At 58.4% G+C, this 23,766-nt stretch carries 18 protein-coding genes and 3 pseudogenes; 15 read left to right on the forward strand and 6 right to left on the reverse strand.

What is annotated here, in order from left to right:
* The 5 genes from nirB to cysG are packed head-to-tail and all read left to right on the forward strand — an operon-like array spanning window position 1 to window position 7,774.
* Entirely contained in the window at window positions 1-2,430 is a 2,430-nt protein-coding gene (gene nirB / locus ABMC88_RS12975; protein WP_349577320.1) for a nitrite reductase large subunit NirB, read from the forward strand.
* The gene (gene nirD, locus ABMC88_RS12980; RefSeq protein WP_349577321.1) at window positions 2,427-2,759 is read left to right on the forward strand and encodes a nitrite reductase small subunit NirD; all 333 of its coding nucleotides are present in this window, start codon (window positions 2,427-2,429) and stop codon (window positions 2,757-2,759) included. Before nirB ends, nirD begins: the two co-directional genes overlap by 4 nt.
* Window positions 2,756-5,356 (forward strand): molybdopterin-dependent oxidoreductase, encoded by a 2,601-nt coding sequence (locus tag ABMC88_RS12985; RefSeq protein ID WP_349577322.1) that lies wholly within the window; start codon window positions 2,756-2,758, stop codon window positions 5,354-5,356. The genes nirD and ABMC88_RS12985 overlap by 4 nt, the downstream gene beginning before the upstream one ends.
* Window positions 5,353-6,321 (forward strand): glycosyl transferase family protein, encoded by a 969-nt coding sequence (locus ABMC88_RS12990; protein ID WP_349577323.1) that lies wholly within the window; start codon window positions 5,353-5,355, stop codon window positions 6,319-6,321. Before ABMC88_RS12985 ends, ABMC88_RS12990 begins: the two co-directional genes overlap by 4 nt.
* 13 nt (window positions 6,322-6,334) lie before the next feature.
* The gene (cysG, locus tag ABMC88_RS12995; RefSeq protein ID WP_349577324.1) at window positions 6,335-7,774 is read left to right on the forward strand and encodes a siroheme synthase CysG; all 1,440 of its coding nucleotides are present in this window, start codon (window positions 6,335-6,337) and stop codon (window positions 7,772-7,774) included.
* Window positions 7,775-7,882: 108 nt separating this feature from the next.
* Here cysG and ABMC88_RS13000 read toward each other — a convergent pair whose 3' ends face one another.
* Window positions 7,883-8,266 carry a nuclear transport factor 2 family protein gene (locus ABMC88_RS13000; protein ID WP_349577325.1) on the reverse strand — a complete coding sequence of 128 codons (384 nt, stop codon included), beginning with the start codon at window positions 8,264-8,266 and terminating at the stop codon, window positions 7,883-7,885.
* A 388-nt stretch (window positions 8,267-8,654) separates the two neighbouring features.
* Here ABMC88_RS13000 and ABMC88_RS13005 point away from each other — a divergent pair, with 388 nt between their 5' ends.
* Window positions 8,655-9,269, forward strand: a complete 615-nt coding sequence (locus ABMC88_RS13005) for a helix-turn-helix transcriptional regulator (RefSeq protein WP_349577326.1) — start codon at window positions 8,655-8,657, stop codon at window positions 9,267-9,269.
* Between the two features lie 201 nt (window positions 9,270-9,470).
* Entirely contained in the window at window positions 9,471-10,067 is a 597-nt protein-coding gene (locus ABMC88_RS13010) for a hypothetical protein (RefSeq protein ID WP_349577327.1), read from the forward strand.
* A 208-nt stretch (window positions 10,068-10,275) separates the two neighbouring features.
* On the opposite strand, the gene ABMC88_RS13015 is transcribed toward ABMC88_RS13010, so the two are convergent.
* Window positions 10,276-11,931 (reverse strand): sulfatase-like hydrolase/transferase, encoded by a 1,656-nt coding sequence (locus ABMC88_RS13015; RefSeq protein WP_349577328.1) that lies wholly within the window; start codon window positions 11,929-11,931, stop codon window positions 10,276-10,278.
* Window positions 11,928-12,437 carry a MarR family winged helix-turn-helix transcriptional regulator gene (locus ABMC88_RS13020; protein ID WP_349577329.1) on the reverse strand — a complete coding sequence of 170 codons (510 nt, stop codon included), beginning with the start codon at window positions 12,435-12,437 and terminating at the stop codon, window positions 11,928-11,930. Before ABMC88_RS13020 ends, ABMC88_RS13015 begins: the two co-directional genes overlap by 4 nt.
* Window positions 12,438-12,576: 139 nt before the next feature.
* On the opposite strand from ABMC88_RS13020, the gene ABMC88_RS13025 reads away from it, so the two are divergent.
* The 4 genes from ABMC88_RS13025 to ABMC88_RS13040 all read left to right on the forward strand — a co-directional run bounded on the left by ABMC88_RS13025 (window position 12,577) and on the right by ABMC88_RS13040 (window position 18,681).
* Window positions 12,577-13,632, forward strand: a complete 1,056-nt coding sequence (locus ABMC88_RS13025; RefSeq protein WP_349577330.1) for a TAXI family TRAP transporter solute-binding subunit — start codon at window positions 12,577-12,579, stop codon at window positions 13,630-13,632.
* A 69-nt stretch (window positions 13,633-13,701) separates the two neighbouring features.
* On the forward strand, window positions 13,702-16,062 hold the full coding sequence (locus ABMC88_RS13030; RefSeq protein ID WP_349577331.1) for a TRAP transporter fused permease subunit: 2,361 nt from the start codon (window positions 13,702-13,704) through the stop codon (window positions 16,060-16,062).
* Window positions 16,063-16,516: 454 nt separating this feature from the next.
* The gene (locus ABMC88_RS13035; RefSeq protein WP_349577332.1) at window positions 16,517-16,711 is read left to right on the forward strand and encodes a hypothetical protein; all 195 of its coding nucleotides are present in this window, start codon (window positions 16,517-16,519) and stop codon (window positions 16,709-16,711) included.
* Between the two features lie 479 nt (window positions 16,712-17,190).
* Window positions 17,191-18,681 carry a class I adenylate-forming enzyme family protein gene (locus ABMC88_RS13040; RefSeq protein WP_349577333.1) on the forward strand — a complete coding sequence of 497 codons (1,491 nt, stop codon included), beginning with the start codon at window positions 17,191-17,193 and terminating at the stop codon, window positions 18,679-18,681.
* Here ABMC88_RS13040 and ABMC88_RS13045 read toward each other — a convergent pair.
* Window positions 18,678-19,310 (reverse strand): TetR/AcrR family transcriptional regulator, encoded by a 633-nt coding sequence (locus tag ABMC88_RS13045; RefSeq protein WP_349577334.1) that lies wholly within the window; start codon window positions 19,308-19,310, stop codon window positions 18,678-18,680. The two genes, ABMC88_RS13040 and ABMC88_RS13045, sit on opposite strands and share 4 nt — an antisense overlap.
* Before the next feature lie 125 nt (window positions 19,311-19,435).
* Here ABMC88_RS13045 and ABMC88_RS13050 point away from each other — a divergent pair, with 125 nt between their 5' ends.
* The 4 genes and pseudogenes from ABMC88_RS13050 to ABMC88_RS13065 all read left to right on the forward strand — a co-directional run.
* Window positions 19,436-20,776, forward strand: coding sequence for a C4-dicarboxylate TRAP transporter substrate-binding protein (locus tag ABMC88_RS13050; RefSeq protein ID WP_349577335.1), 1,341 nt, complete (start codon window positions 19,436-19,438; stop codon window positions 20,774-20,776).
* A gap of 69 nt (window positions 20,777-20,845) precedes the next feature.
* Window positions 20,846-21,397: a TRAP transporter small permease gene (locus ABMC88_RS13055; RefSeq protein WP_349577336.1), complete on the forward strand. Its 552-nt coding sequence runs from the start codon at window positions 20,846-20,848 to the stop codon at window positions 21,395-21,397.
* The gene (locus tag ABMC88_RS13060; RefSeq protein WP_349577337.1) at window positions 21,390-22,700 is read left to right on the forward strand and encodes a TRAP transporter large permease; all 1,311 of its coding nucleotides are present in this window, start codon (window positions 21,390-21,392) and stop codon (window positions 22,698-22,700) included. Before ABMC88_RS13055 ends, ABMC88_RS13060 begins: the two co-directional genes overlap by 8 nt.
* Before the next feature lie 390 nt (window positions 22,701-23,090).
* Window positions 23,091-23,189: pseudogene (locus ABMC88_RS13065) on the forward strand (transposase); the annotation flags it as partial.
* Between the two features lie 18 nt (window positions 23,190-23,207).
* Here ABMC88_RS13065 and ABMC88_RS13070 read toward each other — a convergent pair.
* Together ABMC88_RS13070 and ABMC88_RS13075 are read right to left on the reverse strand one after the other, a co-directional pair.
* Window positions 23,208-23,594 (reverse strand): annotated as a pseudogene (locus tag ABMC88_RS13070) (DDE-type integrase/transposase/recombinase); the annotation flags it as partial.
* 40 nt (window positions 23,595-23,634) lie between these two features.
* A pseudogene (locus ABMC88_RS13075) lies at window positions 23,635-23,766 on the reverse strand (integrase core domain-containing protein); the annotation flags it as partial.

Consider the following 23,766-nt stretch of genomic DNA (forward strand, 5'->3'; position numbering starts at 1 on the left):
ATGACACAAAAACTGATCGTTATCGGGGCCGGTATGGCCACAGGGCGAATGCTCGAGACGCTGGTGGAGCAAAACGCAGGCTACGACATCACGCTGTTCAACGCAGAGCCGCGTGGCAATTATAACCGCATTATGTTGTCGCCCGTTCTGTCGGGCGAGAAAACCTATGCCGAGATCGTCACCCATGACGATGACTGGTACGCACAGTCGGGCATCACCTGCCGCTTTGGCGAAAAGGTGGCCCAGATCAACACCGCCGCCAAAACCGTCACAGCCGAGAATGGCGATGTACTGGCCTATGACAAGCTGGTCTTTGGGACAGGGTCGACCCCCTTCATGATCCCTCTGCCGGGGCACGATCTGGAGGGCGTCATTGCCTACCGCGATCTGGAAGACACCCAGCGGATGATGGACCTTGGCAGGGGCCACAAAGTCGTCGTGATCGGCGGTGGCTTGCTGGGTCTGGAGGCGGCCGCAGGCATGGCCGCGCGCGGCGTGGACGTGACCGTGGTGCATATCATGGGGCACCTGATGGAGCGGCAATTGGACGAGGCGGCAGGCTATCTGCTGCGCCGTGCGCTGATCGACAAGGGCATCACCGTGAAATGTGCAGCCAACTCCAAGGAAATTCTCGGGGAAGGGGGCAAGGTCAAGGCGCTGTTGCTGGACGACGGGTCCGAGCTGCCTTGTGATCTGTTGGTGATGGCCGTGGGCATCCGCCCGAACATTAAACTGGCGGCCGAGGCGGGGCTCGCCGTAGGCAAGGGCATCCATGTAGACGACCAGATGTTGACCTCGGACGCCGATATCCTCGCCGTTGGCGAATGCGTCGAGCATCGCGGCGCGATCTTTGGCCTTGTTGCCCCGCTGTACGATCAGGCAAAGGTCGCCGCGCAGACCTTGATGGGCCAGGACGCGGCATTTGTGCAAAAGGAGCTGTCGACCAAGCTCAAGGTCACGGGCTGTGATCTGTTCAGCGCGGGCGATTTTGCCGAAGGCGAGACCCGCGAGGATATCGTTTTCCGCGACCCTGCACGCGGCGTCTACAAACGGCTTGTGTTGGAAAACAATGTCGTTGTCGGAGCTGTGTTTTATGGCGACACTACCGACAGCAATTGGTTCTTCGGCCTGATCCGCGAAAAGACCGACATCACCGACATGCGCGAAACCCTGATCTTTGGCCCCAACATGCAAGGCGGTGCCGTGGACCCGTTGCAGGCCGTTGCAGCCTTACCGGCTGACGCAGAAATCTGCGGCTGCAACGGCATTTGCAAAGGTCAGATCGTAGAGGCAATCGAGGGCGGCGCCACCACGCTGGCCGACATCAGGGCAGGCACCAAGGCAAGCGGTTCTTGCGGGACATGCACAGGGCTGGTCGAGCAGGTCTTGGCCGTTACTTTGGGCGATGATTTTGTGATCCCTGCGGCGGCATCTGTCTGCGGCTGTACCGACCTCACCCATGAGGACGTGCGCCGCCTTATAAAAAGTCAGGAGCTGAAATCCCAAGACGCCGTCTGGCAACAGCTGGCATGGACCACGCCCAACGGCTGCCATGTCTGCCGCCCCGCGATCAACTATTACCTGATCGCCGATTGGCCGCTGGAATACCGCGACGACCCGCAATCGCGTTTCGTGAACGAGCGTAACCACGCCAACATCCAGAAAGACGGCACCTATAGCGTCGTGCCGCGCATGTGGGGCGGCATCACCACTCCGGACGAGCTGCGCGCCATTGCCGATGCAGCCGACAAATACAACGTGCCAACGGTCAAGGTGACGGGCGGGCAGCGCATCGACCTGTTGGGCGTCAGGAAAGAAGACTTGCCCTCCATGTGGTACGACCTGAACCAAGCGGGCATGGTTTCGGGACATGCCTACTCCAAAGGGCTGCGGACGGTGAAAACCTGTGTCGGGACGGATCACTGCCGCTTTGGCACGCAGGATTCAACGGGCCTTGGGATCAAGCTGGAAAAGCTGCTGTGGGGGTCCTGGACGCCACATAAGGTCAAGCTGGGCGTGTCGGGCTGTCCGCGCAACTGCGCGGAGGCAACTTGCAAGGACGTGGGCATCATCTGCGTCGATTCAGGCTATGAAGTCTCTGTCGCAGGGGCCGCGGGCATGGATGTGCGCGAGACAGAGTTGCTGGCCAAAGTCGCAACCGAAGAGGAAGCGATTGCCGTCACCACGGCCTATATCCAGATCTACCGCGAGAACGCCAAATACCTTGATCGCGGCTATAAATGGGTCGCCAAAGTAGGGTTGGACTGGGTCAAGGAACAGGTCGTGGACGACCTTGAAAACCGCGCCGCTTTGGTCGCACGGTTCGAGCTGTCGCAATCCATCTACCGCACCGACCCTTGGGCCGAGCATGTCGAAAAGGCGCAGACGTACCAACCGCTGGCCGATCTTTCACTGGAGGCCGCAGAATGAGCTGGATTGACGTAGGACATATCAACGACATTCCCCTGCGCGGGGCGCGTCTGGTTAAAACGCCTGTAGGCTGTGTCGCGCTGTTTCGCACCAGCGAGGCAGAGGTCTTTGCCGCCTCCGACACCTGTCCCCACAAGGGCGGGCCATTGTCCGAAGGGATCGTGCATGGCCGTGCAGTCACATGCCCGTTGCACAACTGGGTCTTCTCGCTTGAGACAGGCGAGGCCCAAGGCGCGGACGAAGGGCAAATCCCGACCTATCAGGTAAAGCTGGAAGGGTGCCGTGTTTTGCTGGACGGTACGGCACTTGCCGCGCGGTCTGCGGCGTGACGACGCGGTCAACCTGTCCTTACTGCGGTGTTGGCTGCGGTGTGTTGCTAACGGCGACAGACACGGGGCTGGAGGTCAAAGGCGACCCCGATCACCCTGCAAACTTTGGCCGCTTATGCTCCAAAGGGCTGGCGCTTGGGGAAACTGTGGGCGGTGAGGGGCGGCTCGGCTCTCCGGTGGTATATGGCAAAGAGGCCGCGTGGGACGATGCGCTGCAACTGGTAGCGGATAAATTCGCGCATACCATCGCGCAACACGGTCCCGACAGTGTCGCGTTTTATCTGTCAGGCCAGATGCTGACCGAGGATTACTACGTCGCCAACAAGCTTGCCAAAGGCTTTATGGGGACGGCCAACATCGACACCAATTCGCGGTTGTGTATGGCCTCAACCGTGGCGGGGCATAAACGCGCCTTCGGCACGGATACGGTGCCCGGCATCTATGAGGATCTGGAGCTTGCCGATACCATCGTGCTGGTGGGGTCGAACCTTGCGTGGTGCCACCCCGTGCTGCACCAGCGCATTCTGGCAGCCAAAGCGGAACGGCCGCATATGAAGCTGATCGTGATTGATCCGCGCCGCACCGCCACTTGTGATGGTGCCGATCTGCATCTGCCCTTGGCACCGGGGTCGGATGTGGCGCTGTTTAATCACCTGTTGACCGAAATCGACGCCAAAGGCGCGCTTGATGCGGAGTATGTCGCGGCGCATGTCGATGGCTACCCGCAGGCGCTGGCCGCGGCCCGCGCCAGTGACGCTGCACAAACCGAGCTTGCTACGGACCAGTTGCGCGCCTTTACCGACATCTGGCTACGCTCGGAAAAGACAGTCACCGTCTTTAGCCAAGGAGTGAACCAGTCGACCAGCGGCGCAAATAAGGTCAACGCGATCCTCAATTGCCACCTTGCCACGGGCCGTATCGGCAAACCGGGCAGCGGGCCGTTTTCCGTCACGGGCCAGCCCAACGCCATGGGCGGACGCGAAGTGGGCGGCTTGGCCAATATGCTGGCCTGCCATCTTGATCTGGAGAACCCCGCCCACCGCCATGCCGTGCGCCAGTTCTGGGACGCGCCACAGATGTCCGAAGTGGCTGGACTGAAGGCTGTCGATATGTTCCGCGCTGTCGGCTCGGGCCAGATCAAGGCGCTTTGGATTATCCACACCAACCCCGCCGTTTCCATGCCCGATGCGGAGGCCGTGGCTGCGGCAATCAAAGGCTGTGATTTCACCGTGGTCAGCGATGTGACGGGCCAGACCGATACCGCGCGCCTTGCCGATGTGCTGCTGCCCGCAGCGGCGTGGGCCGAGAAAGACGGCACCGTTACCAATTCCGACCGCACTATCAGCCGCCAACGGGCCGTATTGCCCGCCTTTGGCGCGGCGCGTCCCGACTGGGCGCAGCTGGCAGAGGTGGGCCGCCGCATGGGCTGGCACGCCGCCTTCGATTTCGAAAGTGTAGCCGAGGTTTTCCGCGAACATGCCGCGCTGTCGGGCATCGCAGGAGGGCTGGGGCGTGATTTCGACATCTCGGGCCATGCGAAGATGACAGATAGGCAGTACGAAACGCTCGCGCCGTTCCGCTGGCCCTATGCCGCGCGACAAGGCGGACGGTTCTTTGCAGATGGCGGGTTTTTCACCCAATCAGGTCGCGCCAATATGCTGCCGCTGACCCCTGCGCCGATGGCACAGTCAACGAGTGCGGCTTATCCCTTCCGCTTGAATACGGGACGGACCCGCGACCAGTGGCATACGATGACACGCACCGCAAAATCCGCCCGCCTGTCTGCACATCTGGCCGAACCGTTTATCGAGGTCCACCCCTCAGACGCCGCGCATCACGGCATCACCGATGCGAGCCTTGTGCAGGTCACAAGCACGACAGGTACCGCGATCCTGCGCGCTTTGATCACCGACCGCGTGCGGCGGGGTGAGACATTCGCGCCGATCCACTGGACGGGGGAAACGGCCCCAAGCGGGCGCATTGATGTTGTGGTCCCCGCCGCTGTTGATCCCGTATCGGGCCAGCCCGAAAGCAAAGGCGCGGCGGTGGCATTGGCACCGTACAATGCGGGCTGGTACGCCTTTGCGGTGTCGCGCAAGCCGATCATGCCGCAAGGTACCTACTGGGCGCGGGTGCGCACAGATGCGGGCTGGCGGTGTGAGTTGGCAGGCGCGGAGGCCCCGCAGGATTGGGACAGCTTCGCCCGCGACATGCTGGGCGTCGGGGACATGTCTGCGCAAACCATCGAGGACCTGACCGGCGGTAGTTTCCGCGCTGTATTCCACGGCGATGACGGGGTCGAGGCGGCGATCTTTGTGTCGCGCCGTCCGCTACCTCTGATGCGTGACTACCTTGCCCTTTTGCCCGACGATATGCTGTCGGGCCGCGCCCCCGTGGGCCGCCCTGATCCTGGTCCGGTCTTGTGCGCGTGCTTCAAAGTCGGGGTGAACACCATACTGCAAGCGGTCGAGGCGCAGGGGCTGACCAGCGTGGAACAGATCGGCGACGCCCTTCAGGCGGGGACCAACTGTGGCTCGTGCCGCCCCGAGCTGAAGGCGCTGCTGCACACAACCGTGGTCCGCGAGGCCGCAGAATGAGCCTTGCGCCCTATGTTCGCATTCTGGGGCGTGGTCCGGGCCGCGCCCGCGCCCTTGATCAAGACGAAGCGCGTGCGGCCATGGCAATCATCCTATCGGGCAAGGCAGAGCGTGAGGCCACAGGCGCGTTGCTAATGCTCTTGCGGATGAAGGGGGAGACAGCGGCGGAATTGGCTGGATTTGTGCAAGCCGCACGCGCCCACATCACCGTGCCACCGCTTTCCCCCGCGCTTGATTGGCCCAGCTATGCTGCGGGGCGCACGCGGGGCCTGCCTTGGTTTTTGCTAAGCGCAAAACTGGTGGCGCGGGCGGGATACCCCGTGGTGTTGCACGGGTGGAATTCGCATCAGGCCACGCAGGCCGATGTGCGGCGCGGGTGCGCGGCTTTGGGCATCCATGTGGCGTCTGATCCGCTGGCGGCAGGCGCGGTCTTGTCCGCAAAAGGGATTGTCTATCTGCCGCTTGAAACACTATCCGCGCCACTGTTCGCCCTTTTGCAACTGCGTGACACCTTCGGGTTGCGGTCTTGTATCAATACGGTTGTGCGGCTGCTGAACCCGTTCGACGCACAGGCGTCGGTGCAGGGGGTGTTCCACCCCGTCTACCGCGAAATACAGGCCGACGCCTGCCAGCTTTTGGGCCAGCAAAACCTGAGTGTGATCAAAGGCGGCGGGGGAGAGTTCGAGCGCCACCCGAGCAAGGACATCGCAGCCTTTGGCCTGCGCGCAGGCACGCCATGGCAAGGCACCGCCGCCGCACAGCGCACCGAAACCCGTCGCTTGGCTGCCGTTGCGCCTGAACTATCCGATCTTGCGGCACTTTGGTCAGGCAGGCGTGATGATCCGTTTGCCCAAGCGGTGGTCGAGGGGACCGCCGCGCTTGCCCTCGACACGTTGGGCTTGGCCCGGCCAGACCACTGTGCGCGTGATCTATGGGCCAACCGCAACGTCGCAAATACCGCCTGATAGGAGACTGCCCGTGAAAAGCTTTCCGATGTTCATCAAAACAACCAACCGCCGCGTGGTTATCGCGGGCGGGGGCGAACAGGCCGCGCAAAAAGCACGGCTGATGTTGAAAACCGATGCGCAGATTGTGCTGCTGGCGGACAACCTGGATGACGAGCTGCGTGAACTTGTCACGCAGTGCCGTGCGACACAGGTGAGGGGGCCCATTGGTGCGCACAGCTTCGCAGGGGCCGCGATGGTGTTTATCGGCACCGGATGCCCCGGCGTTGATGCCAGCCTGCACGCGATTGCAAAGGCCGCATCGGTGCCCGTGAATGTCGTGGACCAACCCCATCTGTGTGACATCACAACGCCCTCTTTGGTGGACCGCGATCCGGTGGTGGTGGCCATCGGCACCGAAGGGACCGCGCCCGTGCTGGCGCGAGGGATCAAGACGCAGGTGGAGCAATTGCTCGATCCGTCATTGGGCAGCTTTGCCGCCCTCGCGGGGCGGATGCGGGGGGCGGTTGCGATGCGTGTGCCGCGTGCGCAGCGGCGGGCCTTCTGGGGCTGGGCCTTTCGCGGCGCGCCGTGGCAGACCCACAAACGCGGCGCAGAGCGTGAGGCCGCAACGCAGTTAAAAGAAGCCATCCAGAAGGGCTGCGCGCCAAAGACAAAGACAACGGGCGCGATCTCACTTGTGGGGGCAGGGCCGGGGGCGCGGGATCTGCTGACCCTGCGGGCGGTCGAGCGGCTGCAAGAGGCCGACATCATCTTTTACGACCGCCTTGTCGACCCCGAGGTGCTGGAACTGGCCCGCCGCGACGCCCAGCGCGTCTTTGTCGGCAAAGTCGTCGGCGCCAGTGCGTGGCCGCAAGAGCGTATTTGCGCGGTGGTTGTGGCCGCTGCCAAACAAGGCAAGCGGGTGGTGCGCCTGAAATCAGGCGACCCAATGCTGTTTGGCCGTGCCGCTGAAGAATTGAACGCCGCCCGCGAGGCTGGCATCCCGATCGAGGTTGTGCCGGGCATCACGGCGGCAAGCGCGGCAGCCTCGGCGCTGAAGCGCCCGCTGACCAGTCGCGGACAAACCGACACGGTGGTATTTACCACAGGGCAAATGCGTCAGGGCGCAAAGCTGCCTGACTGGCACCTCCATGCCACCGCTGGCACGACATTGGCCTTTTACATGGCGGTCGGCACCTCGGATACCATCGCAACCCAACTGATTGCGCAGGGGCTGCCTGCATCGACCCCCGTTACAATCGCGGCGGACATCTCGAAGCCGTCGCAAAGGATGTTGGACACGCGCCTTGAAACCCTTGGCCGCGACATCGCGCAGCACGGCATCACGGGATGTAGCATTTTGCTGGTCACGCTTCCGCGTGCCGCAACGAGGCAGAGCGGCGAGGCGGCACATGGTTTGAACCTAACGGACAACCCCGTACCCGCGGCGGCCCACGCACAGCGGGCATAGGGCTGTAGGGCGACGAAGCGCGGCGGTATCGCAGGCAGCCTGTGTTGCTAGGCTCCGCCTGACAGCATTTGCGACAAACGCCTTGTCCGCCCGTCGTGAAGCGCCTTTTCAGGCGGCCGCTTCGACAGTGCTTTCGAGATGCCAGATTTTGGAAACGATCTGCCAGCCGTCCGCGCCTTTGACAAAGCCAAGGTGGTCGACAAAAACGCTTTGATGCGCACGGATACGGATTTTCACGGTCGCGCTGATCGGGGACAGATGGTCAATCATCAGTACTTGGGCCTCGCGCGGCTGTCCGGTGCTGGCAGGTGATACACGACCTGCCACATCGTTGCTGAAGCTGTCGATCGGTTCGACGAACACGGTGCCGTTATCGGCGTCAAACAGGCTGGACTGCGGGTGGAACACCGCGTTCAGCTTGGCCACGTCACATTCGTGGATCGCATCGAAATATGTTTCAACAGCGGCCAGCAGATCAGTTTCGAGTGTCATGGTCATTTCCTTTGTTTCAAGTTGATGAGCTATACGTGCCACTAATGAAAAAACGGCGATACTGGCAATATTGCCAACATACGGTCGGATTTCGCCAAAATCGCGACACTCGGATCGACACCGAAGAACCAGCCCCTTGTTTACGCCATCGCGTACGGTGGTCATCACAAGCAGTTCCGAGTTCGAATCCAGTGGCCGCAATGCCATCGCGATCCCATCGAAAGGGAGATCGTCCCCGCAACTGCTGAAATCGCAGTGTTCCAAACGCCTGTCTTGGAGGCTACCAAGTTGAGCTGTCACAGTATAAAAGGCTGCAACGCCGCCCGCGGCGTCCTGAGTATGCGTACCCGCCGTTTTCGGCATGAACTGTAAAAGACTGTGACTGAAGATGACATCGACCATTCCAGATTTTGAAACCGAACTGGCGGAAATTCGCAAAGTCTCGACGGCAGGGTTCTATCTGGTTTTCGGCTTTTCCATGAGCGGGACAGAGATGGTCCATTCGGAATTCGACGAACGCTGGACCACGCGGTATCAGCAATCGAGCTATTTCGCTGTGGATCCGGTGTTCATGTGGGCCATCTCTAGAACCGGATGCATCCGCTGGTCCGAGATTACGTTGCCCGATGTGAAAGGGATCCTGACCGAAGCCAAGCCCTTTGGCATGGTTTATGGCGCGATCTTTGCGCAAGAGATTGAGGGCCACCGCTCGTTCTTGAGCATCTCGCGCAATGACCGTGAGTTGACCGACGAAGAGATGGATCAGATGAATGCCAATCTGATAAAATGGACCGCGACGATGGGCCCGCGGGTGGCCTTGTCCGCAGGTGAGCTGGACGTGCTTTTGGCCCTGCGTGACGGTTTGGGGCAACGCGATATTGCACAGCGGCTGTCCATCGCCGAATCGACAGTAAAACAACGCGCCATCAGCGCCTGTACCAAGCTTGGGGCGAAAACACGGGCGCAGGCAGTCGGTATCGCTGTGAAGAGAAACTATATCTAAGCGCGATGTGTCTTTTCGGATATAGAGCGCAAGCAGGCTTTGCGCCGTGCGGGGCTGTCATGCAAACACATTTGACGAAATGTTAACAGCAGCCTTCTTCAGAACGGGGCGGGCAGGGCGCTAACCACCGACAATGGCGCCGTAACTTACTTCAAATGCGCATCTGGCGATGCATCCAAATTTGTACGGCGAGCTGACCATATGGACGACCCCATCTTTATTGATCTGATCCGCTATACACATCTTCTGTCTCTGGTGCTTGGAATGGGTCCTGCGCTGTATTACGACCTTAGATCGTTGCACCGTATTCGCCAGCCTGTATCGCAAACCGATCTGGACGAGCTGCGCCGCATTCATAACATCGTAAGTGTTGCGTGTGTTGGGATGTGGCTGTCTGGAGCCGCGTTGATCTGGGTGCGGACCCAATTCGATCTATCCGAGTTTTCGCCCAAGCTTTGGTGCAAGGTGGCCGTCGTGTCGACCCTGACTGTCAACGCGACCGTGCTGAGCATTTTCGTCATCCCGACGCTAGAGCGCATCAAGGGATCGCGCATCGTATCCATCCCTCTGGGTCGGCTCGTCGCGATGAACCTATGCGCGGGAGTGTCGCTGTCATGCTGGATGCTGGCGCTAGCACTGGGGTCAAGCAGCGTTTTGAAAACCGCCGGTTGGGATCTTCTTTTGCCTGTCATGCTTGGCGTTTTTGCGGCCTGTATCTGTGGGGTGATGGCGGTGATGCTGTGGATGCGAAGCGTGATGCACGGAAGCGTGGCAGATACGGTATCGCTCAGCTCATAAGCCGCAGCATCGGAACCCGATTTGGCAGGGGGGCGAGGGGTAAATGTTTCGCCAAAGGCTGGCTGTCTCTCGGCCTTTGGTCAGCGCGCAGTCCCGTTGCCATTTTGATAAGCAGGGGAGCAGCAGCGGTACGTTGCAGGCCTGTGCAGAAACGCAAATGCGAATGGCTCGGCTGCTCCCCTCTATCGCTCTTCACCGCTGTCGCGGCTTATGTTTCGACTGGCTTGCCGATGGGGGTCAGGGCGTCAAACGGTTTGCCTGTAGCGGCTTCAAATTCCGCTTCGTCCCAGAAACCGATCAGAATACCGTTCTCTGACGCCTTGCGCTGGCCGGCCAGTACCTTTTGCGTCGCAGTGATGCGCGTGTGATGTTGCAACGCCCATGCGGTCAGCGCCTGCTCCATTTCGGCGCGGGCTTTGATATGGTCTACTGCATCCGAACTGCCGATGTCGGTCAGCTCCTGCGGGTCCGCCTCCAGGTCGAACATCACTGGCGCGAAACCTTCGCAGCGGATGTATTTCCAACGTCCATCATGGATCATGACAGTGCGGGCGTCCTCTTGCGGCACGTTAAGCTCTTGGGCCATTTCAAAGCTGGAATAGTCGTGTTCGCTGATTGCATAGCGCCGTGAGAAACCTGTCGTGCCGTGCAACAGCGGCGTCAGGTCGCGCCCCTCAAGGATGTGTGGTTTTGGCGCGCCGCCAAGGGCGTTCAGGAATGTCGGCGCAAGGTCGATCATTTCGACCAGCTCATCCGTCGCTGTGCCGCGGGTCGCGTCCGCCGCCGGGCGTGGATCACAGATAATCAACGGCACCTTGGCCGCAACCTCGTGATAGAAGTCTTTGTCCCCCATCCAGTGGTCGCCCATGTAGTCACCGTGATCGGAGGTGAAGGCGATGATCGTGTTCTCGCTGATCCCTGCTTCATCCATCCATGCGAACAAACGGCCAAGGTTGTCGTCCAGTTGTTTGATCAACCCCATGTAGGCGGGAATAACATGTTCGCGCACATGATCGCGGCTGAAGCTTTTGCAGACGCGCGCGTTTTGATAGGCGCGCAACAGCGGATGGTCGACATCACGCTCCGCGTCCGAGCGGATCGGGTCGACGATATGCTCGGGGCCGTACATATCATGGTAGGGTGCGGGCACAATGTAGGGCCAATGCGGTTTGATATAGCTCAGGTGGCACATCCACGGCTGGCCGTCTTCCTGCGCCTGCGTCATGAAATCCATCGCGCGATCGGTCATATAGGCAGTCTCAGAGTGCTCTTCGGGCACATTCGCTGCAAGACGAGAGTTCTTCAAAAGCCACGCCGACAAAATCTCTCCGTCCGCATCCACGCCAGAGTTGGCAAAGTCTTCCCACGGGTTTTCAGATGTGTAGCCCAAGTTGACCAAGTAATCGTCGTAGGCCGACCATCTCTGCCGCGCACTGTCGGGGTGCAATCCATCGTCGCGCTCGAATGCTTCGAACCCGCATTCGGACACCCGCACACCGATCTCGGAGGCGGGGTCAATTCCCAGCCACGCCATGCCTTCCTGATCAGCGGTCATGTGGGTTTTGCCCACCAAAACAGCGCGCGCGCCCGCCTGGCGCAGGTGATCGCCAAGCGTCGGCTCGCCTACGCGCAGGGGCATTCCGTTCCACGTTGATCCATGGCTGCGTACATAGCGACCGGTATAGGCCGACATGCGCGACGGGCCGCAGACGGGCGACTGAACGTAAGCCTTGTTGAACTGCACGCCGCGCTTGGCCAGCGCATCAATGTGCGGGGTGTGCAGATGCGGGTGCCCGTAACAGCTTAGGTAATCGAACCGCAATTGGTCGGCCATAATCCACAAAACATTCGGTGTATCGGTCACTGGGTTGGGTCACTTTCAAGGATTGCGTCAATCGGTTGGCGAAAGAAGTCTTCGAGACGGTCAAGAAGGCCGATAAAGGTCGTCAGCTCTTCATCGGTGAAGGTCGCCCTGAGCGCGTCGCGCCGCTGTTTCATCACGGGGGCGCTCTGCTCATAAGCGGCGATGCCCGCGGGGGCCAAAGACACCAGAACCTTGCGCCCGTCCTTTCCGTTGCGGGCCATCGTCACGTAGCCCTTGTCGCGCATCGCGGGCAGCGCACGGCTGAGCTGTGAGTGGTCGATGCGCTGGATTTCGGCCAAATCGCGGATCGTCATCGGCCCCGCTTCGGACAAATCCCAAAGCACCCGCCATTCGACAATCGACAGACCATTCGCCTGTTGCAAAAGACGCTGGCCCTGCAACCGCGACGCGGCATAGGTCGCGGGAAGGCGCGAAAACACGTTGTTTTTCTCGCGCGCACGGCGCTGCATGATCCGCTCTGCCTGAGGCTCGGTTGGTGTGTTCATCGTCAAAATCTCCCGCTCGGACTTAAACACAGAAAAATAATAGGTGACAAGTCATATACATTCTGCAACGTTTTTTCGCAGCACCCTCGGACACAGGGTGCTGCGTCTCGGGAGGGGCGCATAATAGGGAGAGAAAATAATGATGAAATCTGCACTCGCAGGTGCGGTTGTCGCATTGGCGCCGCTTGCCGTGGCCGCACAGGTCACACTGACATCGGAGACCTCCAGCGTGGGGTCTTCGCCGCATTACGTAGACACAACTTTGGCCGCCGCCCTTGATAGCGCGGGCGTGGCCACAGTGCAGGTGACCGAAGGTGCGACGCTGACCAATTCGGTTCAGGCTGTCGCGGAAGGTCGCCTTGATATGGCCTCTGCGCCGATGATTTTGCCGTTCCTTCTGTCGCGTGGCATTGGCCCCTACAGCGGTGTCGGTGCCGAAGAGGGGGCCAAGCTGGCCGATGGTATTCGGGCTCTGTTTTTCCACGCCGGATCACACCAGATTTTCGGCCATTACAACTCTGCGCCGATCGAAGACATCCGCAAGCTTGACGGGCTGCGCATTTGGAACGGCCCGCCACGCGGTGCGGCCCTGACATCCGGCCGTGCGATGGCGCAGCTGTTGTCTGGTTTGCAAGACGGCAAGGGCTATGAAGGCATTCAGACGCCTTGGCCCGATACAGTTGCAACCATCACAGGCGGTGGTGCCGATGCATGGACCTCGCCCGATGGCATCCCGTCCGGTCGCCAAATTCAGCTCGCGGCAGCGGGAGGTACGACGCTTTATGACGTGCCCTCCGATTTGCTTGCAAGCGAACTTGGCCAGCAGATTGTTGCGGCCCCGGGCCATGCGCCGTTTTCGATGCCGGTCGACGAATACCGCGCCGCCTATGCGGGCAATGACATCACAATCGTTACCGATGACGATACTTTTGACAGCTATGTCACCGCATTCGCCGAGATCACATCAGGTGGCATGGACGAACAGTTGGCGTTTGACATCGTGACCGCGTTTCTTGGCGCGCAGGACCGTTTCGAGCAAGGATCCCCCGTCGGGCCGAACCTCGCGCTGACCTTCGGTGATATTGACGGCGTGAGCCAAGGCGCATGTGGCGCGGTGCAGATCAAAATGCACCCCGGCGCCATTCGCGCCTATGAGGCCGCTGGCCATACGGTTGCCGACTGCCTGCGCCCGTAAACGATCAGGTCCGGCGTTTCGCGCCGGACCATCCCACACCCGCCCCGAACATACCGAACAGGACTTACCGTGACCGATGCCACGATTTCCCGACGCACGACTTCCGAGCGCATAGCCATCGCACTCGCGCTGGTTCTGGTCTTTTTCGGGATGCTGAACACCATGCCCGAGATCGCGGACCTGCAAAATTGGGCGCGCGAGCTGACAGGCCAGCCGTTCTTTCGTGTTTCGGGCTTCCCGACCGAGTATTTCTTTCCGCCGATGTTCATGCTGATGATGACCATCGTTGTGTTTGATGCCAGCATCTACCGCGCGTGGAAGATCGAGAAACCGCAAAAAGCCTGGCTGGGTCTGTTGCTGGATGCGGGCCTGCTGCTTGGGGCGGCCCTTGGGGCGTTTGGCTATCTTGTTGAAATCGACAGCGTGTGTCTGATCGACCAGATCACAGGCGAACGCGCACGGCTTATTGCCGAAGCCGCAGAGCGGTCCAATGTGATCCCGGGCATCTCTTTCGATGCCGAGGTCCCATCCTGCCAGTCGCGGTTTGGCAGTTGGACGATCCCGCTGCTGTTCACGATCATCACGCTGTTTTTCCTGTATAACGTGCGGGTCTGGGGGCTGCCGCTGGTGGTCGTGGCCAGCATCGTTGTGCTCTACACGGTCGCCACCACGCTGATCTGGGTGTTCGATCTGTCGGACAATAACTTCCTTTTGACAAAGTTGGGCGCGGACGGCGGGGATGTGGTTGCTGCCGCGACGCAGAAGGCGACGAATATCTTTATTTCGCCCGACGGGTTTATGGGGCGATTTATGGATATCGTCGTGAACCAAGTCTTCCCCTATGTGATTTTGGGCGCCTTGTTTGGAACCTCCGCAGGGGGCACCTCGCTTATCAAACTGGCGGTGCGGTTGACCCGTAACCTGCGCGGCGGTCCAGCCCACGCCGCAATCGTATCATCTGCGATGTTCGGCACGATTACAGGCGGTCCGGTGACGAACGTGCTGTCCACAGGGCGGTTGACCATCCCGATGATGCGCCGCAACGGGTTCAACAAATACTTCGCAGGTGGGGTCGAGGCCGCGGCCTCGTCCGGGGGGCAGATCATGCCGCCTGTCATGGGGGTTGCGGCCTTCGTGCTTGTGGCACTGACCGCCGTTCCCTACACAAAAGTCATCACGGCGGCCTTCCTGCCTGCGATGTGCTTCTTCTTCTCGATCTTCTTGGCCGTGATGTTTCAAGCCCGCCGCGAAAAGGTAGACGCCATGCGCAAGGTGCCTGACGATCTGGTCATGCACCGTCAGGACTGGATCAACCTAATCATCATTTTCGTGCCGATCCTGACCATCCTGCTTTTGCTGCTGGGCAACAAAGACGCGGTTGGCGCGGGGCCGATGGGCTGGATTCTGGGCGCAGAGACCGAGCTGCGGGGCGGTGTGCGCGTCGTGACAGAGCGCAGCGGCGTGTTGCAAACGATTGTGAATGCCACAGGTGATGCGACCTCGGCGGGGTGGTGGGCAGTTGCCGTGTTGATCCCGCTGCTGTTCCTTGATCCACACACGCGGGCGCAGCCGTCCAAGGTGCTTGTTTCGCTTGGCGAAGGCGGCATCCTTATCTCGCGCCTGTTCTTGTTGCTATTTGCCGTTTCCATCATCGCCGCGTTTCTGAATGAAAGCGGCCTGACGGGCGAATTGACCCGCGCTGTGACCACTTGGCTGGAAAACGCAGACATGCTGCGCCTGTTCGGGTTGGAAATTCCGATTGTCGGCGGGGTCTATCTGATGCTGGCGCTGACCTGTGCGATGTTCTGCGCGATCTTGCTGGGCATGGGAATGCCGACCGTCCCTGCCTATGTGAACGTTGCCCTTCTCTTGGGGCCGTTGCTGGCAAACCTTGGCGTCAGTTTCTTCACCGCACATATGTTCGTGTTCTACTTCGCCGTTGCATCGGCCATTACGCCCCCCGTGGCCGTGGCGGCCTTTGCCGCTGCGTCCATCACGGGCGGCGAGCCTATGCGCACGGGCATTGCCGCTGTGCGGGTCGGGATTGTCATGTTCGCCATTCCCTTTGTCTTTGCCTGGTATCCCGAAATCCTGTTGATCGAAGAGGCGGTAACCATCACCAACGATGCCGGTCAAAGGGTTCTTTTAGAAGGATATTCCCGCCACACGGATTGGGGGCATTTAGCTCTGTTGCTGCTCCGTCTGGCGCTGTCGCTCTACCTGCTGGCCTCGGCATTGGCGCGCTTCGACAAAGCGCATATCAATCGGCCCGAAATCGCGCTGAGGCTTCTGTTGGCTGTCTTGATCTTGTGGAAAAGCCCGCTTGTTGTCGTTCTTGCCACGGGCGCGACTGTTCTTCTTCTGGCTTGGCATCACCTTGGTGCAGGTCGCGCTATCGCTCAACAAGATGTCGTTGCTGAGGGGCGCTGACCGTACCTCAAACCCAAGCGTCGGCACGAACATTGACGCGCAATATCTGTGTTCATACCGATGTGGGTTACAGTTCGTAGGCTCCTTCTTATTTAGGGTTGGTAGGGGGCAAGCCGTCCCGATTAATCGGTTCGACCATATTGCCTGCGATGGCCGTATGTTGGCGCGGTTCGGCTGTGCCACTGCCTGCGTGAGATTGCTCACATCGGCTTGGGAGTCCTCCATCGGCCAAAGCGCCTGTTCTGCCAGCCGCTGTTTGCGCTGCATCAGCCTTTGAAGTGGGCTGTCAAAGCTTTGAACACCCAGCTCCGATTGCACTGCCAAGGGGATATAAAAGGACACGGGCCGCGATTGACCAATGCGGTGAACGCGGTCGTTGCACTGCTATTCGACCGCAGGATTCCACCAGCGGGACAGGTGGATGACATGGGGTGGGGCTGTCAGGGGCACCCCTGTGCCTGCTGTACTTGGGGCCGGGGATCAACATATCGAAACCGCCATCTGTCTTCAGATGGTGCTGAAATCGGTTCGCGATGTCTTGCCGGCGCGGGATCGGGGTATCGCCATTGATCACGTCGATTTCCTCAAGACCAAACGGGTGACAGACGATTTCACCAAGGCGAAACCGCATGTCGCGGTGTTTGATTAAAACCAACACACGCTTAATTGCTTCTTTGATCCTGTGCAGGAAGCCGTTTTCGAAAAAGATTTGGGATTATGTGGTTTGATGCCGTCCATGGCCCAGATGAGGAATGGAAAGAAATCTGGTGGGAAGGGGCGATAAAGGCGGCGGTGTGCTATGGTCGCCTGCCATCGCTACGGCGGCGGGCAGGGCGCAAGGACGTTATCTGCTGCGGCGCGCACCAACGTTAGCACTGCGCAAACGCTGGTGTTGCAACGCTAGTTTTGTACGTAAATTCAACGACGTGTGACCACATAAGATTCTGGCCGTCCATATTATCGGTTGAATCTCGGGTTCCGAGATTGCAACTGTGTGTCCAAAATGAGCTCGGAGGATCGTTCATGCAAAGTTGGCCCAAGGCGATAACGGACCTGATTTCAGGTGAGACACATTTTGGTCGGGCTGGCATCAAATGCTTCTCCAACCGACCATCAGACATCAATTTTATGGTTCACCAGACAGTGGCCGGCAACCGCGAGAGCGAAGCATTGGTCTGCGATGATCTACGCTTCACTTACGGCCAGCTTGATAGCCAGATTGCCGCAGTTGCAGGTGGTCTGGAGCGGCTTGGTCTTGCCAAAGGTGACCGCGTCGCATTGCTGTTGGCGAATGGACCGGAATTCCTGATTGTATTGCTTGCTGCTATTCGCATTGGTGCGATCGCTGTCCCGATCAATGTGCGTGAACAAACGCCCGAGCTGAAACACATTCTGAACGATTGTGGCGCTGCTGTTGTTGTTCATGATGCTGATATTGCGCAAAAGCTTCCCACCGCTGCGGACGTTCCCGCTTTGAAGCACCGGTTCAGCGTGGGCGGTGCCGCAGCAGGGTCGCAGACCTACGAGACGCTGGCGGTAAATGGCGCATCTGTCGCGCCTGTCGAGCTGGATGAAGAAGACACGGCTGTCATCCTGTACACTTCCGGCACGACGGGGCAGCCCAAGGGGGCGATGCTAACCCACCTCAACATCATTCATTCAGCCATGCATTTCGAACTTTGCATGGAGCTGGGATCCGATGAGAGGTCGCTGCTGGCGGTGCCCGCGTCACATGTGACGGGTTTGGTCGCAACGCTGTTTACCATGCTGCGCACAGGGGGGTGCAGTGTCATCATGCGGGCCTTCAAAGCGGATGATTTCCTTGCGCTCGCTGCGCGTGAAAAGGTTACGCAAACGCTGATGGTTCCAGCGATGTACAACCTGTTTTTGCTGCGGTGCAACACTGCTGACTACGATCTGTCCCATTGGCGGATCGGGGGCTATGGCGGTGCTCCGATGGCTGAATCCACCATACAGCAGCTTGCCGAAAATCTACCTGATCTGATCCTTGTGAACGCCTATGGCGCGACCGAGCTTACCTCACCAGCGACCATTTTGCCGCTGGGGTTGGGCGCTGAAAGGTCAGACAGTGTCGGCATTACGGTGCCTTGTGGCGAAATACGCATTGTCAACGCGCAAGGACAGGATGCCAAACCTGATGAGCATGGCGAAATCTGGATCAAAGGCCCGATGGTCGTGCCTGGGTACTGGAAAAATGCCAAGAAGACCGCAGAGGAATTTCAGGATGGTTTCTGGAAAAGCGGCGATGTCGGCTCGCGGGATGCGCAGGGTTTCGTGCGTCTTCACGACCGTAGCAAGGATATGATTATCCGCGGCGGTTATAACATCTACAGCGCCGAGATCGAGAACACGCTGATGGCCCATGACGCTGTGATCGAATGTGCAGCCATCGGGCAGCCCGATCCCGTGCTGGGTGAAAAGCTGCATGTTTTCGTTCACAGCACCGATCCGCTGTTTGACGCTGAAATGGTCAAGGCGCATTGCGCAGCGCATCTTGCAGATTACAAAACGCCCGATTTTGTAACTTTCAAAGCCGAGCCGCTGCCGCGCAACGCGAATGGCAAGATCATCAAGAAAGCTTTGCGCGACATGATCTAGGGCAATATGCCGTTGATGATTGTTTTCGCAAGTGTATCGGCAATCTGCGTCCTGTCTGCTTGACTTTGCTCGGGACGGACGCGGTACCAATCCACCAGCGAATTGAGCGCGCCCATGATCGCCCGCCCTGCAATGGCGACGTCCGGAACCGACAGTGTGCCGTCCTCCAGACCCATTTGCAGGACCGCGCGGTACAGGCCTTCGTATTCATTGCGGCGGGCAATCAGCTGGTTCAGGACCTCGCGATCTGCGCCCAGTTCGGGACCGTGCAGGTAGCTGTTCACCCCCTGACGAATACTGCGCTGGAACGGCAGCGTGTCCATCATGACCCTGCTATGGGCCTGCGCCATCGCCAACAATTTCGTATGCGCGGGCAGGGGGCGGCTGACAATCGGCAACACAGCATCAAAACAATACTGCATCGCCTGCCGGTAGACTGCGAAGAAAATCTCGTCCTTGGATGCAAAGTGGTGATATACCCGCCCCTTGGTCGAGCCCAGCTCGCTTGCCATGTGATCTACCGTGGCTTTTTCCAGCCCGTATTTCATAAAGCAAACGGCCGCAGCCTGAATGATCTGCTGTCGATTGTTTTTCTGACGCGCGGTAAGTTCGGGGTCGCTTACATTCATTTGGCATCCGTTTCGCAGGCTCGATCTACATAGTTTCAAGTGACAACAGCCCCGAGCAGGCAGTTTCCTGCCGCACTGTGCAAGCGTCCGACTTCAAAAATCAAGACAGGTTTTGGTCAGGTGCCTTGACACTTCCTTCGTCTCGTAGGTTTATAAACATACTGATGGGAATGTTTTTTGCCGGAATGTCTTTGGGAGGGACGTGGCAGGCGTATGTGGGAACACCTGCACGCTTCGCTGTCCATCGAAAGCACCGACATGATCCGGCAGACATTCAGAACGATCAACGCTCGGGAGGAGCAGATATGACGCGCATGAAGAAATCCAATTTACTGGCCGTAGCAACAATGGGGATGGCCGTTGCAGCAGCCGGACCGCTGGCCGCCAAAGAGAGATTGAACTTTGCCTATGGCTATCCGAACACTTCGGCTATCGGCCAAGCCGTTGACGGCTACGTCGCGGCGCTCGCAGAGCGTTCGGGAGGCGATATCGACGTTACCGGATTTCCGATGACACTGCTAAGCCTGCCTGAAACCAACGCGGGTGTGCGTGATGGTCTGGCGGACGTCGGCTTTGTTTTGACACCGTATTTTGCTGCTGAGTATAGTACAAACCTGTTCCTGCACGAGATGAACCTGCTGATCAATCTGGCAGAAAATCCCAATGGCAAAGAGCCGCTGGCCTTCACTGGCGCGATGTTGGAATACACATTCAACGACTGTCCTGAGTGCATGGAAGAATTCAAAGCACAAAATCAGGTTTACACAGGCGGCGGCGTTACTCCGCTTTATAACCTGCTGTGCAAAGACGTGAAAGTTACCTCTGTCGAAGACCTTAAAGGCAAGCGTTTGCGGGCTGGCGGGGCAGGCTTTGTACGTTTTGCCGAACATTTCGGTGCTCAGGGTGTGCGCCTGCCTGTGAACGAAGTATATGAGGCGTTGGATCAGGGTATCCTTGACTGCGCAATGCTCAGCGCGCCGGAACTGACGAACTATAACCTGCACGAAGTTGTCACGGACATCACGCTTGGCGTGCCTGGTGGTGCATTTGCGGGTGTTGCATCAGCCAACATCAACGCAGATCGCTGGAAAGCGATGAGCGACGAAGATCGCAAATCACTTCTGTGGGCTGGCAGCCACATGACCGCTGGCGTGACGTGGGGCTTTTATTCAGATGACGCAACTGCGATCCAGAATGCCAAAGACAAAGGCATCAACATCTTCCAGCCCGAAGACGGGTTGAAGACTGCGGTCAAAGACTTTGTTAATCAGGACCTCAAAACAGTTTCTGCTCTTTTCAAGGAAACATACGGCGTAGACCGTGCAGATGAAATTGCCGCTGCTTTCCCTGCGCTGCTGGAAAAATGGTACGGTCTGGTTGCAGACATCGAAACCAAGGATCAGCTGCAGCAATTGTACTGGGATCAAGTGATCTCGAAGGTCGATGCTACAACTTACGGCCAGTAAGTAACGCCTTGGGGCACCCCGACAGGCGGGTGCCCCAATCCTGTTTTTGCGTTGAATGAGGGCTTTTTCATGAAAACCATCGGCAAGATAATATCTTGGCTCAATACGGCTGCATCCGGTCTCGCGGGCATCCTTGTCTTGTGCATGGTGGCTCATGTCTCGGCGGACGTGACGATGCGCTTTGTCTTCGAGAAGCCATTGGATTCGACCATTCTGTATGTCTCGGCGTTTTATATGGTCGCAATCGCATTCCTGCCGCTGGGCTTGGTTGAGCAAAAAGACAGCCACATCGCAGTCGAGCTATTGGTCGAGACATTCCCGTCCAAACTCCAGACTGCCTTGTTGCTGGTCGCGACTGTCATAACCGCCATCGTAACTGCGGCAGTGGCTGTGCGCACGGGCCAAGAGGCGCTCGGGAAATATGCGGCAGGGGCTTATTCAATCGAATCCGGTGGCAAGGTCATTACATGGCCAACCTATTTCTTCCTCCCCGTTGGCTTTGGCATGATGTCCCTTGTCGCGATCTGGAAGGCAATCGCCATGATCACCGGCAAGGAGAGTGGCCTGAGTGGCCTTGTCGTTGAGGACCCCTACCTGTCAGAGGAAGAGCCAAATGTCTGAACTTCAAATTGCTGGCCTGTTTGTCGGCGCTCTCTTCTTTCTGATCTTGATGCGCATCCCGATTGGCGTTTCACTTATTGCGGTGTCTTTTGGAGGCCTGTGGTCGATGTTCAACTGGAACATTGCATGGGGGTCTCTCGGAATTGTGCCCTATAACTTTGCCAACAGCTGGGTTCTAAGCTCGATCCCCGCGTTTTTGTTGATGGGTTTTATCTGTTATCACACGCGTCTGACCCAAGGGTTGTTCAGCGCCGCGCAAGTCTGGCTGTCGGGCCTGCCCGGAGGCTTGGCGATTGCGTCGGTCTTTGGCTGCGCAGGGTTTGCGGCGGTGACAGGATCATCCGTTGCCTGCTCTGCGGCGATGGGCAAAATCGCGGTGCCTGAAATGATGCGCAACCGCTATAGCGCGGAACTGGCGACAGGTACGGTTGCGGCTGCGGGCACGATTGGCGCGCTGATACCTCCCTCAATCCTGATGATCCTCTATGGCATCATTGCGCGCCAATCTGTTAGCCAGCTGTTCCTGGGCGGTCTTGTGGTGGGGATTATCACTCTGACAGCCTATGTTTTGCTCATCATCGTCCGCGTGAAGCTTAATCCGACGCTTGCCCCGCCAATCAACGGCAACAAGGCAACGCGGGCGGAAAAGATCAAAGCCTTGGGCCAAACCTGGCCTGTCCTGTTGATCGTTATCGGAGTGTTTGCAGGTTTGTTCGGCGGGGCCTTCACCCCCACAGAGGCCGGCGCAATCGGTGCGCTGTTGTCCATGTTGGTCGCAGCTTTGTACCGGACACTAACCCTAAAGGCGATCCGCATGGCGCTGGTCGAAACCATTACAACAACCGCAGCGTTGCTAATTATCGCAGTTGGTGCCAGCTTGCTCACCCGCTTTCTGGCCCTGTCCGGAATCGGGGATGCATTGTCCTCTTCGATCCTAGCATTTGGCGTGTCGCCGGTGCTGATTATGCTGGGGGTCGTCGTGGTCTATCTTGTGCTTGGCATGATGCTGGAGCCCGTAGGAGCGATGCTTCTGACACTGCCCATCGTTATGCCGTTGGTCGAAGAGACGGGCTATAGCCTGTTGTGGTTTGGTGTCGTGCTGGTGAAGTTGCTCGAGATCGGCATGATCACACCGCCGATGGGGATGAATGTTTTCGTTATCAAGGGCGTGGTCGGAAATACCGCATCTCTCACCACAGTCTTTCGCGGTGTTTTCTGGTTCGTTGTCGTCGACTTGCTGATCGTCGCAATGCTGATCGCATTTCCCTCGATTGTGCTGTTCTTGCCAAACTGGGCGGGCTAACTTGCACAAGCTCGGATAACAGCGGCTCAGGCTTGAAGGTTCATATTGCATTTGGTCCAAACGCTTGCGCGGTTAGTGTTGAAGCACGTGTAGCCTTTTAAGGCAAACCGATCATCCGCTGGCACAGAGGGCATTGCGCAGCAATGTCCCGATAGGTGTGAAAAATTTGCAAGGATATGCGTGCAGAAGACATGCCATATATAATAACCGCTCTTTGCAAGCGTCTGCCTGAGACCAGTTTCATGACGTTCACAAGCTGACCCTCCTTTATAGTTAGGAAAATGGAGGGCCAAAGATGGCCATTGGGACAACTCGTTTGTCCCGGTTGACCTGATCCCCTGAAAGGTCTGGTGCTTATAGTAAGCCAGTTCTCCAACAAGGGGGCAGGTGATGAAGAGAATCCGTTTTATCGAAGAGCAGATAATCGGGATATTGAAGAAGCATCAGGCGGGGCTTGGTGCAAAGGAGCTGTGCCGCAAGCACGGCGTCTGAATAGCCCCTAGTTTCCTAGACACCTTCTTGTTTGACGTTTGACTGTCTGTTTTCGAAGTCGACGGGCGACAGCATCGCGTTTCTGACATGTTTGCGTTTCGGGTTATAGAACATTTCGATGTAGTCGAAGATGTCTTGTCGGGCTTGCTCACGAGTTTTGTAGGAGCGCCTCCGTATGCGCTCACGTTTCAGCAGGTTGAAAAAGCTTTCGGCGACCGCATTGTCATGACAATTACCGCGCCTGCTCATTGAATGTTCAAGGTTGTGGGCCTGTAGAAATGCAGCCCAATCTCGACTGGTGTATTGCGAACCTTGATCGGTGTGGATCAGCACGGTCTGCTTTGGCTTGCGTCGCCAGACGGCCATCAGCAAAGCCTGTAAGACAAGGTCAGTTGGTTGCCGTGGTAATCCCCCCATTTTTAATGGGGCTCAGCCGTAGAATTCATGCGGCTGTTTTCAGTTTCATGGCGGGTGTCATGCCGCCGATGCCCATGTGGGTCGTTCGTTGTTGTAAGTCCAGAGCCATTCAGTTGCTTGCTCTTTTGCCTCCTCAATGGTTTCGAAGATGTATTGG

Origin of the sequence: Sulfitobacter aquimarinus, assembly GCF_040149565.1 — a bacterium.
Lineage (GTDB): Bacteria > Pseudomonadota > Alphaproteobacteria > Rhodobacterales > Rhodobacteraceae > Sulfitobacter > Sulfitobacter aquimarinus.

Coding starts and splice junctions, on each gene's coding strand:
- ABMC88_RS13060 (WP_349577337.1), top strand. CDS start 21,390: ATGTCTGAACTTCAAATTGCTGGCCTGTTTGTCGGCGCTCTCTTCTTT.
- ABMC88_RS13005 (WP_349577326.1), top strand. CDS start 8,655: ATGACATCGACCATTCCAGATTTTGAAACCGAACTGGCGGAAATTCGC.
- ABMC88_RS13020 (WP_349577329.1), bottom strand. CDS start 12,437: ATGAACACACCAACCGAGCCTCAGGCAGAGCGGATCATGCAGCGCCGT.
- ABMC88_RS13040 (WP_349577333.1), top strand. CDS start 17,191: ATGGTTCACCAGACAGTGGCCGGCAACCGCGAGAGCGAAGCATTGGTC.
- nirB (WP_349577320.1), top strand. CDS start 1: ATGACACAAAAACTGATCGTTATCGGGGCCGGTATGGCCACAGGGCGA.
- ABMC88_RS13025 (WP_349577330.1), top strand. CDS start 12,577: ATGATGAAATCTGCACTCGCAGGTGCGGTTGTCGCATTGGCGCCGCTT.
- nirD (WP_349577321.1), top strand. CDS start 2,427: ATGAGCTGGATTGACGTAGGACATATCAACGACATTCCCCTGCGCGGG.
- ABMC88_RS12990 (WP_349577323.1), top strand. CDS start 5,353: ATGAGCCTTGCGCCCTATGTTCGCATTCTGGGGCGTGGTCCGGGCCGC.
- ABMC88_RS13055 (WP_349577336.1), top strand. CDS start 20,846: ATGAAAACCATCGGCAAGATAATATCTTGGCTCAATACGGCTGCATCC.
- ABMC88_RS13000 (WP_349577325.1), bottom strand. CDS start 8,266: ATGACACTCGAAACTGATCTGCTGGCCGCTGTTGAAACATATTTCGAT.
- ABMC88_RS13045 (WP_349577334.1), bottom strand. CDS start 19,310: ATGAATGTAAGCGACCCCGAACTTACCGCGCGTCAGAAAAACAATCGA.
- ABMC88_RS13010 (WP_349577327.1), top strand. CDS start 9,471: ATGGACGACCCCATCTTTATTGATCTGATCCGCTATACACATCTTCTG.